Annotated in this window: 22 protein-coding genes and 2 pseudogenes; 10 read left to right on the top strand and 14 right to left on the bottom strand. The window is 55.6% G+C overall.

The genetic code is table 11. The annotated features are described in order from the left end of the window. Nucleotides 1-48: 48 nt before the first annotated feature. Complete coding sequence (locus tag JCM13996_RS07730; protein WP_054750692.1) at nucleotides 49-1233, top strand: glycerophosphoryl diester phosphodiesterase membrane domain-containing protein; 1185 nt, start codon at nucleotides 49-51, stop codon at nucleotides 1231-1233. Further along, complete coding sequence (locus tag JCM13996_RS07725) at nucleotides 1190-1834, top strand: glycerophosphodiester phosphodiesterase family protein (protein ID WP_054750691.1); 645 nt, start codon at nucleotides 1190-1192, stop codon at nucleotides 1832-1834. Before JCM13996_RS07730 ends, JCM13996_RS07725 begins: the two co-directional genes overlap by 44 nt. Before the next feature lie 61 nt (nucleotides 1835-1895). On the opposite strand, the gene JCM13996_RS12495 is transcribed toward JCM13996_RS07725, so the two are convergent. Together JCM13996_RS12495 and JCM13996_RS07720 are read right to left on the bottom strand one after the other, a co-directional pair. Further along, nucleotides 1896-2018 (bottom strand): hypothetical protein, encoded by a 123-nt coding sequence (locus JCM13996_RS12495; protein WP_263848895.1) that lies wholly within the window; start codon nucleotides 2016-2018, stop codon nucleotides 1896-1898. 31 nt (nucleotides 2019-2049) lie between these two features. Continuing rightward, nucleotides 2050-2705: pseudogene (locus JCM13996_RS07720) on the bottom strand (tyrosine-protein phosphatase). A gap of 176 nt (nucleotides 2706-2881) precedes the next feature. Here JCM13996_RS07720 and JCM13996_RS07715 point away from each other — a divergent pair. Then, the gene (locus JCM13996_RS07715; protein WP_054750689.1) at nucleotides 2882-3067 is read left to right on the top strand and encodes a hypothetical protein; all 186 of its coding nucleotides are present in this window, start codon (nucleotides 2882-2884) and stop codon (nucleotides 3065-3067) included. A gap of 494 nt (nucleotides 3068-3561) precedes the next feature. Here the strand turns inward: JCM13996_RS07715 and JCM13996_RS07710 are convergent. Further along, a pseudogene (locus tag JCM13996_RS07710) lies at nucleotides 3562-5390 on the bottom strand (heavy metal translocating P-type ATPase). 293 nt (nucleotides 5391-5683) lie between these two features. On the opposite strand from JCM13996_RS07710, the gene JCM13996_RS11895 reads away from it, so the two are divergent. From JCM13996_RS11895 to JCM13996_RS07695, 5 genes are all read left to right on the top strand, one after another. After that, nucleotides 5684-6514 carry an acyltransferase family protein gene (locus JCM13996_RS11895; RefSeq protein ID WP_225353541.1) on the top strand — a complete coding sequence of 277 codons (831 nt, stop codon included), beginning with the start codon at nucleotides 5684-5686 and terminating at the stop codon, nucleotides 6512-6514. Beyond that, a complete protein-coding gene (locus tag JCM13996_RS11890; protein ID WP_225353540.1) occupies nucleotides 6436-6906 on the top strand; it encodes a hypothetical protein in 471 nt (156 codons plus the stop codon). The genes JCM13996_RS11895 and JCM13996_RS11890 overlap by 79 nt, the downstream gene beginning before the upstream one ends. After that, entirely contained in the window at nucleotides 6899-7975 is a 1077-nt protein-coding gene (locus JCM13996_RS07700; protein WP_225353539.1) for an AMP-binding protein, read from the top strand. The genes JCM13996_RS11890 and JCM13996_RS07700 overlap by 8 nt, the downstream gene beginning before the upstream one ends. Further along, nucleotides 7972-8433, top strand: coding sequence for an AMP-binding enzyme (locus tag JCM13996_RS11885; protein ID WP_225353538.1), 462 nt, complete (start codon nucleotides 7972-7974; stop codon nucleotides 8431-8433). Before JCM13996_RS07700 ends, JCM13996_RS11885 begins: the two co-directional genes overlap by 4 nt. A 109-nt stretch (nucleotides 8434-8542) precedes the next feature. Then, entirely contained in the window at nucleotides 8543-9511 is a 969-nt protein-coding gene (locus JCM13996_RS07695; protein WP_054750688.1) for an aliphatic sulfonate ABC transporter substrate-binding protein, read from the top strand. A 63-nt stretch (nucleotides 9512-9574) separates the two neighbouring features. Here JCM13996_RS07695 and JCM13996_RS07690 read toward each other — a convergent pair whose 3' ends face one another. Continuing rightward, nucleotides 9575-10288, bottom strand: a complete 714-nt coding sequence (locus JCM13996_RS07690) for an EAL domain-containing protein (RefSeq protein WP_225353537.1) — start codon at nucleotides 10286-10288, stop codon at nucleotides 9575-9577. A gap of 507 nt (nucleotides 10289-10795) precedes the next feature. Between JCM13996_RS07690 and JCM13996_RS07685 the strand changes: the two genes are divergently transcribed. After that, nucleotides 10796-11488, top strand: a complete 693-nt coding sequence (locus JCM13996_RS07685; protein ID WP_054750686.1) for an N-acetylmannosamine-6-phosphate 2-epimerase — start codon at nucleotides 10796-10798, stop codon at nucleotides 11486-11488. Nucleotides 11489-11699: 211 nt separating this feature from the next. Next, on the top strand, nucleotides 11700-11849 hold the full coding sequence (locus tag JCM13996_RS07680) for a hypothetical protein (RefSeq protein WP_156639682.1): 150 nt from the start codon (nucleotides 11700-11702) through the stop codon (nucleotides 11847-11849). A 103-nt stretch (nucleotides 11850-11952) separates the two neighbouring features. Here JCM13996_RS07680 and JCM13996_RS07675 read toward each other — a convergent pair whose 3' ends face one another. The 10 genes from JCM13996_RS07675 to JCM13996_RS07635 form a co-directional block, all read right to left on the bottom strand. Further along, on the bottom strand, nucleotides 11953-12510 hold the full coding sequence (locus JCM13996_RS07675; protein ID WP_225353536.1) for an alcohol dehydrogenase: 558 nt from the start codon (nucleotides 12508-12510) through the stop codon (nucleotides 11953-11955). A gap of 451 nt (nucleotides 12511-12961) precedes the next feature. Beyond that, nucleotides 12962-13450: an AP2 domain-containing protein gene (locus JCM13996_RS07670; RefSeq protein WP_054750684.1), complete on the bottom strand. Its 489-nt coding sequence runs from the start codon at nucleotides 13448-13450 to the stop codon at nucleotides 12962-12964. A gap of 471 nt (nucleotides 13451-13921) precedes the next feature. Next, complete coding sequence (locus JCM13996_RS07665) at nucleotides 13922-14407, bottom strand: S-ribosylhomocysteine lyase (RefSeq protein WP_054750683.1); 486 nt, start codon at nucleotides 14405-14407, stop codon at nucleotides 13922-13924. Nucleotides 14408-14533: 126 nt separating this feature from the next. After that, nucleotides 14534-14860 carry a PH domain-containing protein gene (locus JCM13996_RS07660; RefSeq protein ID WP_054750682.1) on the bottom strand — a complete coding sequence of 109 codons (327 nt, stop codon included), beginning with the start codon at nucleotides 14858-14860 and terminating at the stop codon, nucleotides 14534-14536. A gap of 70 nt (nucleotides 14861-14930) precedes the next feature. Next, a complete protein-coding gene (locus JCM13996_RS11145) occupies nucleotides 14931-15272 on the bottom strand; it encodes a PH domain-containing protein (RefSeq protein ID WP_500778414.1) in 342 nt (113 codons plus the stop codon). After that, the gene (locus JCM13996_RS07650; protein ID WP_263848897.1) at nucleotides 15205-15705 is read right to left on the bottom strand and encodes a YdbT family protein; all 501 of its coding nucleotides are present in this window, start codon (nucleotides 15703-15705) and stop codon (nucleotides 15205-15207) included. The genes JCM13996_RS11145 and JCM13996_RS07650 overlap by 68 nt, the downstream gene beginning before the upstream one ends. Next, nucleotides 15669-16001 carry a hypothetical protein gene (locus JCM13996_RS07645; protein WP_054750679.1) on the bottom strand — a complete coding sequence of 111 codons (333 nt, stop codon included), beginning with the start codon at nucleotides 15999-16001 and terminating at the stop codon, nucleotides 15669-15671. The genes JCM13996_RS07650 and JCM13996_RS07645 overlap by 37 nt, the downstream gene beginning before the upstream one ends. Continuing rightward, on the bottom strand, nucleotides 15991-16134 hold the full coding sequence (locus tag JCM13996_RS11880; protein ID WP_225353535.1) for a hypothetical protein: 144 nt from the start codon (nucleotides 16132-16134) through the stop codon (nucleotides 15991-15993). Before JCM13996_RS11880 ends, JCM13996_RS07645 begins: the two co-directional genes overlap by 11 nt. After that, complete coding sequence (locus tag JCM13996_RS07640) at nucleotides 16134-16463, bottom strand: PH domain-containing protein (RefSeq protein WP_225353534.1); 330 nt, start codon at nucleotides 16461-16463, stop codon at nucleotides 16134-16136. The genes JCM13996_RS11880 and JCM13996_RS07640 overlap by 1 nt, the downstream gene beginning before the upstream one ends. A gap of 255 nt (nucleotides 16464-16718) precedes the next feature. Further along, nucleotides 16719-17900 (bottom strand): LPXTG cell wall anchor domain-containing protein (locus JCM13996_RS07635; RefSeq protein ID WP_156321913.1); only part of this gene is annotated, 1182 nt, incomplete at its 5' end.

Below are 17900 nucleotides of genomic sequence, written 5' to 3'. Positions count from 1 at the left end.
CGTTATCAATGCTAGAATAGTTAGGTATTCAAGATGGGAGATATACATATGCATTCTTGGCGTTACATTACGGCCGTCCTCCGCGAATTCTGGGCGCACTGGGTCAGTTACTTCGTGCTGATCAACATGGTAGGGGTCCTCCTCAGCCTGCTCGTCATCCCCATCTTGCGGTGGCTCACCCGGGCAGTACTAGTCACTGGGGGCGTGCCCTACCTGACGTTGACCAACGCCCCACAGGTGGCCCTGCAACATCCGGCCGTCACCGTGGGGTTACTGGCAATTGGTATCAGCGTTCTGGTATTGATCTACCTGCAGTTTGCCGTGCTCCTGATCGGCGTCGACCGCATCCACCGGCACGATGGCCACGGCTGGCGGGGATTATGGCAAAGCGTTTGGGGGAGCCTGCGCCATTTGCGCTGGACCTCACTCTTTTTCTTTGCCCCCTACTGCCTGATTGTCATCCCCGCTGCGGGCCTGATCGTCGGTTCCAGCCTGCTGGCCAAAGTTCGCGTACCGATTTTCATCACTGCGTGGCTGCTCGAACGGCCGCCCCTAGCCGCACTGGTCGGCCTGCTGTACATAATCATGACCTACCTCGCCGTCCGTTGGCTACGCGTCCTGCCACTCGCCATTCTTGGCCAACAGCACCTGCGTGCCGCCGCCCGCCAGAGTTGGCGCGCTACCCGTGGTCACTGGTGGTTCTACTTTGTCCGCGCCACGTTACTCGGCGTGACCGTCTGGGCCATCGCGTATGTGTGGTCGGAGGCCTGGATCGGTATCCAACAGCTCTGCGATTCCTACGCGTTTGCGTACCCCGCCGCTATTGTCACCATGACCCTGATGGTGGTTGGCAAAGTCATCTTGGGCGCGATGGGCAGCACGGCTTGCTTGCTGTTTCTGCTTGAACCGCGCGCACTTACCCGTCCCGTTCTGCCCCGTATCCAGCCGCACTACCGGCGTGGCACCCTGGTGACTGCGGGCCTGGTCGTCACCGGAGCGCTAGTGGGCTTGGTAGCCTTCAACGCGGTCTACCTCAAAGGAGCGGCGGCCGACCACCCGCTGACCATCTCCCACCGCGGGGTCGACGGTAACAATGGCGTCCAAAACACCATCCCCGCCATGCGGCGTACCGCGCGGGAACACCCCGATTACATTGAGATCGACGTTCACGAAACTAAGGACGACCAGTTTGTCGTTCTCCACGACGAAAATCTGCGTACTAGCTGGGATTAACAAGACACCCAAGCAGCTCACCCTGAAACAACTACAGCGGATTGTCGTGCACGAACACGGCCACCACGCCCATTTGGCCAGTCTCGACAGCTACCTCGCGGCGGCCGACGCTCGGGGGCAAAAGCTCATTGTGGAAATCAAAACAACCAGCCACGACAGTCGTGGCATGCTGACCCGCTTTATCCACCGCTACGCCCATACGCTCATCGCCCACCACGACCGGGTGCACTCCCTGAATTACCACGTGGTGACCACGCTACGGCGCCGGGTTCCGCACCTCTACGTCAGTTTCATCCTGCCGTACGCCCTAGTCCTGCAGCAAACCGACGCCAACGCCTACACCCTAGAGGAAACGACCCTCGATGATAGCTTCGTAGACGGTGCGCATAACCACCACCAAGCCGTTTGGGCCTGGACGGTTAATGACGCCGACAGTATGGAGCAAATGCTGTTCATCGGCGCTGACGGCATCATTACCGACCACCTGCGCATGTTGCAACGGACCATCCGCACCCACAATGACCACCCGTCATACGCGGAGCGCATGCAGTTTTTCAGTAACTCGCTGGACGACGTGGCCGCACAAAGTGAAGTCGACTGAACGCAAAAGGGCGGCGCATCGCATCCTCATTGGTGTGATTCGCCGCTTGATTGAATAACGTTTAATTATTGGCTTCATCTTCTAGGTAAGCATGATCCAATGCGGCCAGGCCGGCCGCACCGTTACCCAGTAGCTCACCCACATAATTACGCACGTTGCCGTAATGCTGGTCGACCCAGTCCAATGCCGTGTCGAGATAATCAACCGAACCCCGGTCATGTCCCGCATGTCTTGCAGCATCCGCCGGGTCGCCCCCATCTGGCAAATGCCACCAATGTCTGGTTAATGACTGCCGCCTGTTCGTGGTTGGACAGCAAGTAGTCTCGGCGAATCACGTCCCGCGGAACGCCGAGCGCACCGAGTAGCAAAGCCGCAGCGGTACCGGTACGGTCCTTACCGGCGGAACAGTGGAACATCACCGCACCGGGCGTGTTGACAGCCGTGACTAAAAATTGGCGTAACGATTCCTGCAATTCGGGCTTGGCCACCAGGTCCTGGTACCCGCGACGAATGTGCTCTGGCCCGTCCTCATGGTGGATCACGTAATCCCGCAAGGCATCCGACTCCATTTTCAGGTCGCCAACAAACAATGGGGCGGCAACGTACTGCACCCCCGACAACTTGACGTCGGGGTTCTGACCCGCCTCGTTAGGTAGGCGTAGATCCACCACGCGGTAACGTCTAACGCCTCCAATTGTTGCACATCATGCGTGGTCGCCTCAGTGAGCCGCCCACCGCGAATAATTTTGTGCGGCCGCAGGTACCGGCCACTGGTCGTCCGTAGATGGTGGTAGGTCCGCGTGTTCACGACGTGTTCCAAACCTAGGATATCAATTGCCCGCTGTGGGGCGGTTGCTACTGTCAATGTCATCACCTCGAGAAAACTGTAGCATATTTTGTGGTGACGTGAAAGCGTGTGCAATTATCTCCACCTGTGACTTAGTTTTACATCACCGCCATACCCAACGCAATCGCTTTACGTACTCCGCCCCATCCGTGAAAATGAGGGTATGATGTAGAAGCTCGTAACCAATGAGGAGGACTACCATGCAACCCCGGCAACAGCAGCGTTCCACCATTTTGAGTATCGTCACCTTTCTGGGCGTCTTTGGCGCGTACATGACCTTTGAGCATTTCGGCTACTCCGGGTGGCTAGAGATCGTCCTCACCATCATCGCGGCGGCCGTCAGCGCCCTCGTGGGGGCGTTGATTGCCAATTTTATGGTTAAATAAGGCCTTTAATCCGTTCTACTCGATTCGCCTTGGATTATGACCGACAAGTTTTTTTTGAAAAGCCCCCGGCAAATGAAGAAAAGCAGTCCGGCCAATTAACGGGTAACCGCACCGAACTTTATTGTGCCGTTGGTAACCCCGGGCCATGGGTCCCGGCTCAAACCACGGTGACCTGGCCTAGTATTAATTGAAAATAAAAAAGTAGTGCTGCAAGCCCTCCGGTTTGTCGCACTACTTTTTGTCCTGAAAAAAATGACAACGGCCCGCCGCGTCAACATCGCGAACGAGCCGTTATATGTAGGTTTTTGCCCACCCATGTGCGAACCGGCGCTCAGCAGCAGCTCACACACATCAACCATGAACATTATGACCCGTTTTTAGGCAAAGTGCAACGGTTTGTGCACAAAAAAACCCACCTTTTAGCCGTTATTGTCAGCATCTGTTCATAAACCGTGAACAACCGTTGTTCATGAATGCAACAACCACATCAAAACCTACGCTCGCTTCTCCACCACATGCGCATCGACCGTCCGCCGACCGTGACGGGCTCGCAACGCGTAGAGGATGGTGACCGTGTCGACCACTTCCTGGAACATTGCACCAATAATCGCCGGAATCACCCCGGTACTGGCCACCAACATCAGCGCTGTACAAATACCAATTCCGATCAGCACCGCCTGCCGGGCGATGACCATCGTATCCCGCGCAATCAGAATGCTAGTGGCGACCTGGCTCAGGTCATCATGTAGCAACACCACGTCTGCCGACTCACTGGCCGCCGTGGCGCCACGTGCGCCCATCGCGATGCCGACGTCGGCCACGGCGAGCGACGGCGCATCGTTCACCCCATCACCAACCATGATGACCGGGTGTTGCTCCTTAGGCACGTTCTTCAGCACGGCAATTTTGTCTGCTGGTAGCTGCTCGGCGTATACCGTGTCGATGCCAGCCTGATCCGCTACGGCGTCCGCCGTAGCTTGCCGGTCACCAGAAATCATCAATAAGTGCTGCACACCCAACGCGTGCAAGCGCCGCATTGTGGCTGGGGACTCGGCACGAATGGTATCCGCAAAGAGGATGCGACCCACGTAGCGGCCATCCACCGCCACGTAGACGGCCGTTTGGTCACTGACGTTGCTCGCGTGCACAAAGGCGGCTTGGCCGACCGCCACGGTTTGCCCCGCGACGGTCGCCGTCACCCCGTGACCCGTCGTTTCCGCCACGTCCGTCGCCAGCAACAAGGACTGGTCTGCCACCGCGGTCACTAACGCCCGCGCCAGGATATGCCCTGAGTGCTGCTCGGCCGCAGCCGCCCAGGCCAGCAACGTCGCTTTATCCACATCCGTGACGGCCGGCTCGACGCTGACCACGCGCAGGTCCCCACGCGTCACCGTCCCGGTCTTATCAAAAGCCACAGTCCGGGCGGCCGCTAGTTTTTCCAAGGCCGCTCCGGACTTGACGATGATGCCTTCACGGCTAGTCCGACTCATCCCTGAGACCAGCGCGATTGGTGCCGCCAGAATCAATGGGCACGGTGACGCTACCACCAGCACCTCGGCAAAGCGCACCGGTCCCCAGCCACGTACCAGGCCACCCCCGCGATCAAGTACGCCAGCAACGTAAACGGTACCGCGTATCGGTCGGCCAGCCGCACAAAGGGGGCCTGCTGACTGGCTGCATCCTGAACTAACCGCACAATGCTTTGGTACTGACTGTCCGCCGCGGTTTTGGTTACGGTCACCGTCAACGCAGCATCCCCGTTGACGGTCTCCGACATTAATGGGGAACCCGCCGCCTTAGCTACGGGGCGCGATTCACCGGTAATGTTGGCCTCATCTACTAGTGACTCGCCGGAGACAACACATCCGTCCACCGGGACCACTTCTCCCGGACGGACAACGATGACGTCGTCCACCCGGACGTCCGCCGCGGCCACGTCGACTAACTGGCCGGCTTCCTGCCGGTGCGCCATGGTCGGCGTGTGCGCGAGCAATTCACGAAGCTCCGAGTTCGCTTTGTGCGCGGCGTAGTCCTCCAACGCGTCACCACCAGTTAGCATGAGCAGTACGATCAGAGCCGCCCAGTACTCACCAACCGCCACGGTAGCCACCACGGCCGTGATGGCCAACAAGTCCACGCCAAATTTCCCAGAACGTAGCGTTTGTACCATGTCCCAAAACATCAGGGCCGCTAACGCCAGTCCCGCCACGTTGATGACCGTGGCCGCCACCAACGGCTGACCCAAGCCCCACTCGGCGACGGCCGCCACCACGGCCACCACCAAAACAAACCACAAACGCCAATAGGTACGGAATACGCGCATGTTACTCGCCCCTTCCCCATAACTTGTTATAATGCGTTTAATTACTACTCTTATTTTACAAGCTCGTGCAGACTCAGTCAACCGTGGCGCTAACACCCATCGGTACAGCGTTAGCGGCGGATACTGATAGCCGGGTATCACTGCCCTTTTTTTTCGTAATGAGGTCAAAATTTCGACACATTTTCAGAATACAATATATAATTAATATCTGTTGACACAATTATCTGGCGTGCTGACCTGACGGCACGCAGCAGTACACACACTATATCAGCACTATCGGGAGGTTTTTCTAGGTGGCGAATTCGACAACACAAACAGCAAGCCAGCCCCCAAAGAAGAAGCGGGTCTACCTCTATGAGGTTGACCTGATGCGCGTCATTTTCATCTTTGGGGTTCTAGCAAACCACGCAACTAGTACGGTCACGACGCCCATGACCGCCCAATCGGGACCCTGGTACATCATGCTGGGGACCCACTTAATTCTGCACTTTACCCGGATGGGCTTCATGTTCGTCAGCGGGTTGGTGCTGTTTTTGGGCCATTACAATAAGAACCGCAACTGGCCACAATTCTGGTATAAGCGGTACAAAGGGTCCGGTATCCCCTACCTGGTCTGGAACGGGGTCTTCCTCCTCGACACCGCCTGGGTCACTGGTGCCGCCATCACGCCTAGTTCGTGGTTCCACCAGTGGATCGACGCGGTCCTGCACGCCGACCAGTTCTACATGTACTACCTATTAGTTATGTTCCAACTGTACCTGATTTTTCCCATTCTGGTCTGGTTCCTCCACAAGCTGGGCTCGTTACGCAACCATCTCATCCTGCTCGTCATTTCTGGCGGGATTCAGCTGGCCTTCCTGGCGTGGGCCAAGTACGTCTTTCCGTACATCAGCCACGCCGGCTGGCCGTACATGTTCGCTAACTATGGCAACTTTATCGGCTCCTACCAATCTACTTCCTCGGCGGCGCCATCACGGCCATTCACTACAAACAGGTGGTCGAGTTTCTGCAAAGTCGTGCTAAGTGGATTTACAGCATCACTGCGTTGCTGGCCGTCGGGACCTTTGGCCTGTTCTACTTCAACATGTTTATCCTCAAGCTCGACCGGCACTACGTTGAACTGATTCATCAGCCATACCTCGGGGTCTACTCCAGCTTCATGGTCATCACCACGTTCCTGGTCTCCCTGGAATATGCTAAGCGCCGCACCCTGCCGCACTGGCGGTGGTTCAGCAACTTTGTCAGCCTGTCGTCGAAGATCAGTTTTGGGGTCTACCTGCTACAATCGGTAGCGCTAACCGGACTGATTGGCATCCTTGACGTCCTGAACCTCACCGACTGGCAACTGATTGCGGCGATTCCGTTCGCCTACATCTTTGCCCTCGGCAGTACTTGGCTCCTATCGTACTTCTGCTACAAGGTGCCACCATTCGGAATCCTAATTGGCCGCCCGAACTTCTCACTAAAACAAACTTATCGCAAACTCTTTAGAAAAGAGGCCACTGCAAATGACTAAATTAACCGACGAACTTACCAGTCACCTCCAGGCCAACCTGGACCGGGCCATCATCAAGGACGAGGCCAGTGATACCTGGTTTACCGGCCGGGACCTGCAGCACGACATCAACGTGCTCACGGACGCCCTGCGCGCCGCCAATGTTGGTCGTGACGACGTTGTCTTTATGAGCCTTGACAACTCACCCGTCTACGTTCCCATCAACCACGCACTCTGGCACATGGGCGCCACTGCACACCCCGTCGCCCCCACCACGGGCCACGCTGAGCTGGTCAACGACTTTGAAGAATCGCAATACGCCGCCGTCCTGCTGAACCCCGAGCGCGCTGCGGCGTTCAAAGGTGCGCCCGGCACCGCCGCCACGCACCTGACCACGCTGAAGATGTTCCCCGACCTGGTATTGATTCGCAACACCAAACACACTACGCCCGCCAGTCACGCTGCACCAACCGACGAGACGCTGGGCATGATCCTCAACACTTCGGGTACCACGGGCAAGCCCAAGCGGGTCGGTTTGAACCACTACATGATGTGGAAAGCCGCCCACAACGACCTGGAAAGTCACCAGATGACCCGGGACGATACCGTCCTGATCGTGATGCCGATGTTCCACATTAACGCCCAGGAAGTCATCATGTTGTCGACCTTCCTATCTGACGGCCGAATTGTGGTGGCGCCAAAGTTCTCCGCTCGCCGGTTCTGGCCGGAGGTGCTGAACAACGACGTTACCTGGACGTCCGTCGTCCCGACCATCATCACCATCCTCCTGCAAAACGAAAACGCCCTGAAGGCATACCGGCCGGAACACAAGTTGCGGTTTGTCCGCTGCGCTTCCGCGATGTTGACCATCAACCGGCATAAAGCCTTCGTCAGCAAGTTTCACGTGCCCATCCTTGAGGGTTACGGCATGACCGAATCGACTAGCCAGTGTACCTTAAACCCAATTGGTGCGGTCAAGATGGGCTCCGCCGGTAAACCGTATAAAACCGACGTCGCCATCGTGGAAGGTGACCACTTTACCACCAAAGCCGGAGTGCACGGCCAAATCGTCATTCATGCGACCACGTGATCACCGACTATCTGGACCACAAGCCCGATGAATTCATGCACGGGTGGTTGCTGACTGGTGACCTCGGCTACTTTGACGCTGATGGTTACCTGTGGCTAGAAGGCCGCGCAAAGTACGTCATTAACCGTGGCGGCGAGAAGGTCAGTCCGACCAAGGTCGAAAACACGCTGTATGACCTCAACTTTGTCAAGGCTTGTGCTGTTGTGGGGGTCAAAGACGCGATCTACGGTCAAGCCGTCGCCGCCGCCATCAATGATGGCAGTGATGATCCCACCGTCCACGCCCAGCACCAGCAAGCCATTCAGGAATATACCGCCGCCCACCTGGCCAAGTTTGAGCGGCCGACCCAAATCTACTTTGTCGATAGTTTCCCGAAGAACCCTACCGGCAAGATTATGCGGCCTAAGCTGGCCAGCCAGCTAGAAGCCCTGGCCGCTAGCCAACCGGTCGGTAAATAGTCCCTGCTTGCCCGTAATCAGTACGGGCAGGCCACTACATAGTGGTCACTGGTAACACCGTGACTGCAAGGCGTACCTTCGTCCACAGGTCACTAAATGAGGTAAATACATGAAACGCATTTTGCACCGCACCTTAATGACAATATTCCTAGTTTTCGTCGTCGGCTTTGCTTTCTGGGGCTGGAACCTCACCCGGAGCGACGGTAAAAGTGGCACACTTGAGACCATTACGATCGGCTACCAGGCGGGTGACCCGGTCGACGTGGCCCGTATCCACGGTGACTTCAAGCGCAAGATGAAGGCCAAGGGCTACAAAATCGTGTTCAAGGAATTCCAAAACGGGGCGGCGGAAATGGAAGCTATGAGTTCTGGCACCATCGATTACGCCCGGGTGGGTGATACCCCACCCGTCTCCGCCATCTCCCAGGGCCACAAGGTCACGCTCGTTGCGGCGGGGTCCTCCAAGGCTAACGGTAGTGGCATCGTGGTGGGCAAAAACTCCGGTATCACCAGCCTCAAGCAACTCAAGGGCAAAACGATTGCGTACACCTCCAACACCAGCTCCCAGTACATGGTGCTCAAGGCCATTAAGAAAGCCGGCCTGTCAACGAGCGACGTGAAGTTAAAGGATATGTCGCAGTCGGCGGCCTCCGTCGCCTTTGCCAAGGGTAAGATCGACGCCTGGGCCAACTGGGATCCGTACACCGCCCAGGCGGAAATCAACTATGGCGCCCGGATGCTGGTCAACGGTCAACAGCTGAACGTTAACAACCGGGACTACCTAATTTCCAGTGCTTACGCCCAAGAACACACCGATGTCAACAAGTTAGTCGTGAAGTACCTCGGTCAGGACATGACGTGGGCCAACAACCACAAGAGCAAGCTCATCACCCTCATGGTCAAAGCCCTGAAGCTCAAGCGTTCCATCGTGGCCAAAATGGTCAACCGGCGTAGCTACGCCATGGGTAGTGTGACGAAGTCCGAAATTAAGGAGGAGCAGTCAATTGCCAACCTCTTCTATGAACAGGGCGTAACCAAGAAACAGATCACCATTAAGAAGGTCAACAACAGTAATTGATGCATAACAAAGGCCGCAACTACCAACGCTGGTAGTTGCGGCCTTTTGGTGCACTGGACTGGATTAAGCACTCACATGAAACTCTTGGGGGTCATGGGGCCGAGAAAAGTAATATCCCTGGCCACGAGTAATGCGAAAGCGTTGCGCTAACGCCACGTCTGCAGGCGTCTCGATACCCTCAAAGGTAAACAGCATTTGCTGCTCCTCTGCCTGGTCAAACCAGAACTTGAGGGCGGCGATGCACTCGGGAGATGGCTGCTCACCCCGCTTCCGCATGTTCTGGAGGGCAAACTTGATCGTATTGACGTACGGCAGCAGGTGCTGCACCTGCTTAAACTGGTTGTCCGACCCCACATCATCAATGGCCAACAGGACGCCGGCACTGCGGTAGCCCGCGCTCAGCCGTTTGAGCACCTCCAAATCGGGACACTCCACGAGCTCAACGGTAAGTTGCCGTGGTGACAAGTATTGGCGCACAAAGTTGGTCAACTGGTGCATCATGTTTTCATCGGCAAACTGCGCCCGCGTCAGGTTAATCGAAACGTGGTGGTTATCAAGCTCCTTCACGGCCTCCGCGAGTAGTTGCACCACCTGGCTGGGAGGTAATTCAAAGCTGGACGGAACTCGCCACGCGGAACGTTTTTCGTCCCACTCACGCAACAATAATTCATAGAGAATCACCCGCTTGGTGGCGATGTTTTCAATGGGTTGAGCAAAATAAGTAAAGCGCGTCATCTGCGTCAGACCAGTCCTCATTGTAATTGCTAATAATTTCATTATGCCACTAACTACCCATACTTGCACATTCATGGCTGTAACTGGTGGTGCCCATAAAGTTAGGTAGTAAATGTGTTGAACAGCTACGGATCCAGGCCCCGTTGATTTCAAAACGAGTTGCGCCCCGCAAACGTTACCGCGTAGGGCACTTACACCCCAGGCTAAATTAGCCTTTATCTCCACAAAACGCCACGCACGGAATCATGCGCGGCGCCTATTGGGGATCAGGGGCGGCCTGCTTCATTGGGGGAAAACAGGCACAACTACAGCTTACCGTCTCACTAACATGCACGCCACACCCCCAACCACGCAACGCCGCCACGACGCGCTGGCCCGCAAGATAAATTTTTACTGCTGGCAAAACCCGCCTCCACGTCCTGCAATCTCAGGTCAGTACAATATGAAAGGGTTTACTACGGCCAACCCGTTAGCTATGCTGTAAGTATAGTGATTGGTCCAAACCGCCAGTACGCTGAGTGGTTTAGACCCAGTGGAGGTTAATTGACCATGAAACATGAAGAATTTGACGCGGCTGTTGGCGGGCGCCTCATCGTGTCTTGCCAAGCCCTACCGGATGAACCGCTGTATACGTCCCAGGGTGGCGTCATGCCACTAATGGCCCGGGCCGCTGCCCGGGGCGGGGCAGCCGGCATCCGCGCCAATACCGTCCGCGATATTCAGCAGATCCAGGCAGTCGTCCACCTGCCCATTATTGGCATCATCAAGCGGGATTACCCGCCAGAAGCACCCTACATCACCGCTACCATGCGGGAGGTCGACGAACTGCATGCTACCCATGTCGCTGTAATTGCGCTCGACTGCACTGACCGGCCGCGTCATGACGGCCAAAGCGTCCGCGACTTTGTCCATGCGATCAAAGCCAAGTATCCCGACCAGCTTCTGATGGCTGACATCGCCACCTACGATGAAGGCATCGCGGCGCGTACTGCTGGGTGCGATTACGTGGGAACCACCCTGTGTGGCTACACTGAGGCCAGCAAGGATATCCCCGTTCCACCGTTTGACCTCGTGCAACGCCTAGCGGCCGCCGGGGTGCCGACCATCGCGGAAGGCCACGTCCAGCAGCCAGAACAAGCCCAACGTATGCTCGAGGTGGGCGCGCTGGCCGTCGTGGTCGGTGGCGCCATTACCCGTCCCATGGAGATCACGCAGCGGTTTGTTGCAGGAATGCACGCCTAGGCGTGACTAGTGCCACGTCACCGCTGGGTAAGTTGCACCGCGCCGACCCGTTGCGTTAGAATGAAATGCGGATGGTTGTAAGCGCATACTTTGCCTACAGTAAAGCCGCGCTAGCTATCCAGTTGCGCAACGCGGTTCTTCATGTGGGGTGAATAAATTGAACATGCACGCGTGGGCTTTTGTGACGCTTGGTCTCCTGGGGTTATGCCTGATGGGGGTCGGTATTTACCAGATTGTTGCCGGCCTCACCAAGTTTGTTGTACTCGGGTTCATCAACGCCGGCTTTGGCGTAATCGCAGTCGCCGTTGGCATTGCCTTCCTGATGGTGGCAGTCAACGGCGGTGCGGCAGGACGCCGGTAACGGCACCGACCAGTGCTAGTAAGCGGAGTGTAATCCGTGATTGTATTAAAAAAAGTGTGGGACCAGCGTCCCACACTTTTTGTTTGATCTGTTTAATCTAAGGCTATTTGCCGACAGCCACGGCCTGCTTGGTCTTGGCCCGACTGCCACGGCTCTGCCGCCGTGCTAGCTTAATCATCTGGGCCTGACGCGCCTTGTTGAGTTTCTCAGGGCCAATGTAGCGCTCTTCCGCCGCAAACCGCGCGTTGCATGCAGCCTCAAAACTGTGGAACTGCTCGTTGAGCACGAGGCGCCCCTCATACATCATCCGGGCAACCCACTTGGAAGACTGCTTGTCAAAGCTGACGCCCACCACGCCACTGCTGTTGGTACTCCGCAAAACGGTCATCCCGTCCACGTGCGCCTTCTCGCTGATGTGGTGCTTGACCATCTGGGCCCGCGTCTTCTCCTGAGACAGGATGTTCTTACGCGAAACCTCAGCCCGGTAGCAACCGCAGCTTTGCGTTTGGCCCTTCCGCAACCGGTAACCATCAACGATCACTTCGTTCCCGCAATCACAGCGGCATAGCCAGTTAGCATTACCATTCAATGGGTTACGACTCGCAAATTCGAACACCGTTAAGCGCCCAAACCGCTGACCGGTCAAATCAATTCTTGTCAATAAACTCACTCCCGTTTGTTGTTACTAGTATTGTTGCTCGGCCCCGTACAGCCCCCAAGCTGTACTGAAAACGACCGACGACTAGCAATGACCAATCCCCCCAGACTGGTTCACCGCCTTATCCTAATTATGCCACGGACAGTATCGTGTTTCCACTACTTCCCCGCTTATGTTACAGGTAAATAACGCCTGGCAATTCCACGAACTCCGTCACCACGCATTTACCGAGCATATACAAAAAAAATGTAAAAAAACAGTCTTGACACCGTCACAGGTACTATCCTATTTCACACATCCGGCATGCGGGTACGCTTGCAACAAGCACACCATGACTTACACTACTAACCACGCAAAATGGTCCGCCACTACACGTTCACGTGCAGTAGCGGACCATCATCATACCCGTTCCCCAAATTGTAAATATCATCACCGCAATGGTGTGGTGCTGTGATTAGCTAATAGCCTGCTCGAGAGCGTCGCTTTGCGTCCGCCCCAGGTACTCAATTTCAGCAGCCATTCGTGCACGCCGCGCGGTGTCGAAGTCCTTGGAACGTTGGTTCAATACCAACTTACCCTTGTACATCATCCGCGCTACCCACATATCGGTCTTCTTGTCGTAACAAACGCCAACAACCCCGCTGTGGTTACTACGACGACGCGTCATCATAATGCCGAAACGAATATCTTCAGTGCAGTTTTTCGTTTGCATTTGAGCGCGCGTGGCTTCATTGTGCATAATGCTGCGCCGCGCAACCTCCGAACGTAAACAACCGCAACTGCGAGTCATCCCTTTGCGTAAACGGTAACCGTCCACAACGACCTGGCGGCCGCAGACACACTGACACAGCCATTGGGCGTTACCAGTGTGCGGATCATTGCCAGCGTACTTCAACACGGTTAACCGGGCAAAGGTGCGTCCGGTCATGTCAACTCGTTTCATCTTCGTCATCCTTTCAATCACAGCACGCTACCTCGACCGTGACCTACTTCCCCGAAGACGTATGACGCGGCTTTGTGTACACGCGACCCCCACCGCGAACAGCAGTTGTTATCTGGCGATAACCACTGCTTGCCTGCATCATATAGGCAAAAGCGTACACAAAACACCTCAGGGCCCCGCGTCATACTTGGTTCACCCGGCAAAACGGGTAAGCTGTCCAGACGTCCACACACGGTGCGCGCCTGTCGCCCTCATTAACAATAATAATAACACTTGTTAGCCGTATTTGAACCACCTTTTGCCCATTACTTTTAAAATTTCTTACGGGTCAACCATTAGCCAAAATTCTCATTTTTTTGACATTTTATGTTAATGTTCCCCTGGCAATAACAAAGCCGCAGTCCACACAGCGTTACACTGTCAGACTGCGGCTTTGGCTAAATCTACCCCGTTACTTGGTAGACCGGATAATTAAATCACGTTACGCTGGAATGGGTCGTCGGAGATACCTTCGGACAGAATCTTCTTGGACCATTCCTTAGCGGAGAACAGGCTGTGGTCACGGTAATTCCCACAACTCTTGATGTCCGTGCCCGGAACGTCTTCCCACTTGATGTCATTGGCAATCTGTTCCAATGAGCTCTTCAAGGCCTTGGCGACCTCGGTGGTGGAGTGCTCACCCCAAGTAATCAGGTGGAAACCGGTCCGGCAACCGAATGGTGAGCAGTCAATGATACCGTCCATGCGGTCACGCAGCAAACCTGCCAGCAAGTGCTCGATGGTGTGCAGGCCGGCCGTAGGAATGGCATTCTCGTTTGGCTGAACGAGGCGCAGGTCAAAGTTGCTGATCTTGTCGCCCTTGTTCCCGGTCTCAACGGTAATCAAACGTACATAAGGCGCCTTAACCGCCGTGTGGTCCAACTGAAAACTTTCTACTTTTGTCTGTGGCTTAGTCATAAATCAAAAGCTTCCTTTCTGCCCCGAAAAGTCGGGAAATTGCTGACCGTCTCAACTACGGCGAATCATTAATACTATTCTACCGCCAATGCCGCTTACTGTCACAGGGTCCAACTAATTGGGCCTTTAATTGCCGATATACCAGCGATACAACGCGTCACCAACTGCCAACGGCACGTAGCGCAGATCCACTTGGTAATCGCCATCGCCCCGTCGCAGAATCACCCGCACGTGTGCCAACCCCGTGCGCACCATCCACCAGGATTGCCGCACCGTGAGGGACTGCACGCGGATGCGCGGTACTACCAGGAGCTCGCGTTCAAACCACCGACCAGTTTGTAACCACGCAAAGTGGCCCTGAATGGCGTAGCACGGCGCGTGGCGGCGTAACGTCCCTGCACCCCACCCCAAACCAGCAGCGCCAGGCTGAACCACCCCCATGGCCGTAGCCAAATTAGGCAGGGCAACACCACGATAGCAGGTAAAATCATCGCATTACGAATTAACGCCCAGTATCCCGTACTCACCACGTGGAGCGCGCGTAACGGGCTGGTAACCAGTTGACGTATTTACTTAACAACATCCACACCTTGTCCTGGTGGGCTAGCGGGTAAATGACCATGTCCTTGTCATCCTCATTATTGGCCACGTTTGCCGCCAAAATCACTTGGGCCGTCCCCACGTGTAGCCACTGACGGATAATATTTTGTTTGTACCGCACCGCTTGAATCCGCCGCGCATGCGCCGTGACGGTACTGGTTTGCAGTAACCCTTTGCGTGAATGCAGCTGCTGACCGTCAAAACTGAGCGTAAAGCCCCAGTAACGGATCAAGATGCGTGCGAACTCGATTATGATCCCGCCCACCAGCGCGAGGAGCCCGACGACGATGACTGCCAGAACCGGTAACCGGGTAACCAACCGGGAAGCCCAGTCGACTAGCCCCGGAAAAAAAGTCACTGACCCGTGACCCCACCGCGATGAGCAGCAACAGGAGTGGTACGAACCCCAACGACGTGATGCCAAAGAGCATTAACTCGTCCATGGGCAGCTGGTAGGTGGTTGCCCGCACTGCCGGAGTGGTAGGCATCTCTTGAGCCACCGGCACCTCAATATTTGCCGTTTGGTTGGCGGCCCGCGCAGCCTGGTGCCGGGCCTCAATTTCTTGGCCGACGGCGATCGGCACTAGTGTGAGTACAATCTCGCCCGAGCCCCCGCCACGCGCGGCGGTTTCAATCTGCACCTTTTCCAAGTGCAACGGCTTCATGAAGAACCATTGTAGATGCTGCACCGTCTGGATGCGCGCGTACGTGACGTGCCGGTGCTGCCGGCGCAGAACGCCTTGGTTGAGGGTAATGCCTGATTGGACAGTTCATAGGTAGTACGCCAATACGGCAGCACCACAAATAGCGCGAGTGCCGCCACCACCGCCAAAATCACGAGGACTAACCACCGCGTGGCCCCGTTGATTAGGCTGGCCCGCGCGGCGTTATCACTCACCAAATCCACGAAGACTAAAACAATCAGCATCCACAGCAACTGAATACTATCAACTAGCATGGCAAGTGGATGCAGGTGCCGTGGTTTAGAGGTCATTGTCTTGTACCTCCATTGCGCGCGCCATAATCAGTTCACGCAGGTGCGTGGCGACCGCCGTTTCCACACCCTCTATGTCATGCGTAGTCGCGGCCGTCGCAATCACCACCTGCTCTAGGTGTTGCCAGTGCATCAGTGCCCTGCCTTCAGGGTAACGTTCTGAATTCGGGCGATGGGGATGGCAATCCGTTTACGCATAACGAAGCCCGACTGGATCTCCACCGCGTTATCCGTGATTGAATATTCTGAAAACCGGTAACGGTATGGAACTAACGCCAATTCCACCAAAAATTCAGCCACGGTCAAGCCCAATGCGGCCCACACTAACCACAGCGGCCACGACCATAGGTGATTTGCCACCGCCAAACCCGCCGTAATCACCACACCGGCGCATAACGACCCCACGGCACTCAGCGCCCAGATTCGCTTGATTTGTGCCGGTAATTGTTGTGTTGTTTGCATTGCTCTTCTTCCCCCAGAGTCCGTAAAGTCTCCGCACAGTGTTATTCAATAGTCATCCGCTTTAATGTTATTCAAAGTATAACACCAAAAGCCGGGGAAAAAGTTATACTCGTTCACACCAGTAAACATTATTTTTAACAGGTTCAGCTTTTGGCAACACAAAAAAAGGCACAACGACCATCCGCCTCGTCAAAGGGTCGAAATGGACCGTTGTGTCTTTTCATTTATTCACCATCCGAGGTGCGATGATGATTGTTAATCTTCCTGGTGCTTCCTACGTAAGATCAATCCCAACAGAGCGATTACGCTGAGTAGTTCGATCCCCATTGCCGCTAACTGGTCGGAATTACTATCACCAGTTTGTGGTAACGTGTGTAGCCCGTGGGCTGTGCTACCAGTGCCTGGTAGACGGTGACTGCCAGTCGTGCCAGCGGCCAGCGCAATACCATTACCACCAGTCTGTGGCAGATAGTGACCAGTGCCGGTTGCAACTGAAACGCCATTACCGCCAGTTTGTGGCAAGGTCCCACCTGTTTGTGGTAGACGGTGACCACCAGTCGTGCCAGTCTGTTGAGACTTAGCTGGCTTCGGGTTAGCCGCTACCGACAGGGACTTAGAACGGGACGAAGACTTGCTCAACGAAGCGCTGCGTGACTGAACGGTGCTGAGACTGTCAGAAACACTAGTGGACTTGGACTTCGACGTCTCAATCGAGTTTGAAACGCTGACCGACTTGCTCTGACTATTAGCCTTGGAATTCGACAGGCTGCCAGAAACCGACCCACTCAGTGACGTGCTCCGTGACTGCTCCGTACTCTGCGAAGTTGAAACGCTCGTGGACTGACTCTTGTCGGCCGACTTGCTCTGCGACGTCAACTTCGACTGGCTTGCGCTCAGTGATAGGCTCAACGACTGACTACCGGAGTGTTCACCTGAACGACTGCCGCTCAGTGAAGCACTTAGTGACTGGCTCCGCGATGCCTGCGTCGATGTAGATGCACTCATCGAAGTAGACAGTGACTTGCTGGTACTCTCACTAGCACTCTTGGAAGCGGAGGCCGATTGTGACGGCGTCACGGATGGGTTCTTACTAATGCTTTCACTTAGTGAACGACTTGCCGATTCAGATTCGCTCTTATCCTCTGACGTAGATTCGGAGCTGCTCAATGAAGCACTCTTGGACTGACTGTGGTTGATCGAGATCGATTCGGACGTGGACCGTGAAGAACTCATGGAACCACTCTTGACTGCCGAATCACTCAGGGAATCAGACAGGCTTGCCGACTTGCTCAACGACGTTGCCGTCGATAAGCTCTTGCTGCTGGACTTGCTGGTACTCTGAGAACCACTCAGCACTGCCGAGATGGATTCGGATGTCGACTTCGATGCGCTCTGTACTGCGGAGATCGACTTGCTCGTCGAGCCGGAGTAGGTCAA

It is taken from the genome of Lacticaseibacillus thailandensis DSM 22698 = JCM 13996, from assembly GCF_001312865.1.
Taxonomy (GTDB): Bacteria; Bacillota; Bacilli; order Lactobacillales; family Lactobacillaceae; genus Lacticaseibacillus; species Lacticaseibacillus thailandensis.
The sequence above is the reverse complement of the archived record's forward strand: the minus strand, read 5'-3'. Positions and strand labels throughout refer to the sequence as shown.